This window comes from Vibrio sp. 811 (genome assembly GCF_033339195.1).
Map to the genome: position 1 here is coordinate 1 of NZ_JAWOUB010000868.1, position 536 is coordinate 536.

A 536-nucleotide genomic window follows, 5' to 3' on the forward strand; every position below is an offset into this window, starting at 1 on the left:
CTTAGTCGCGATTACACCCTCGGCAGCCAAACCGTACGCGCGTTGCAAGAAGTCTCTGGTGAGGTGTTTGCCGGTGAAATGGTGGCGCTATGTGGGCCTTCCGGCTCAGGAAAAAGTACCTTACTCAATGTGCTTGGCATGTTGGATTCACAATATCAAGGTCAGGTAACGTTTGCTGGTCAACCTTACCCGAGCGGACAAATGCAGGCTGCGAAAATGCGCCGTGAAAAGCTGGGTTTTATATTTCAAAAATTCAACTTGGTGCCAGTGATGACGGCTTTGGAGAACGTCGCTTATCCGTTGCATCTCAACGGTTTTTCAAAAACAGAACAAACTGAACTTGCCTCACAGATGCTGGAACATGTGGGGCTGGGCGAATTTATCCATCACATGCCCGATAACTTGTCTGGTGGTCAGCAGCAGCGTGTGGCAATTGCGCGCGCCTTAGTGCACAAACCTGCATTGGTGATCGCTGATGAGCCAACCGCAAGTCTTGATAGCCAAACTGCCAACAAGGTCATCGACATTATGAAAGG

At 49.8% G+C, this 536-nt stretch carries 1 protein-coding gene; it reads left to right on the plus strand.

Going from position 1 to position 536, the window contains the following annotated elements; translation table 11 throughout:
* On the plus strand, positions 1 to 536 hold a 536-nt coding region (locus R7Q46_RS29845; RefSeq protein WP_318078677.1), incomplete at both ends, for an ABC transporter ATP-binding protein.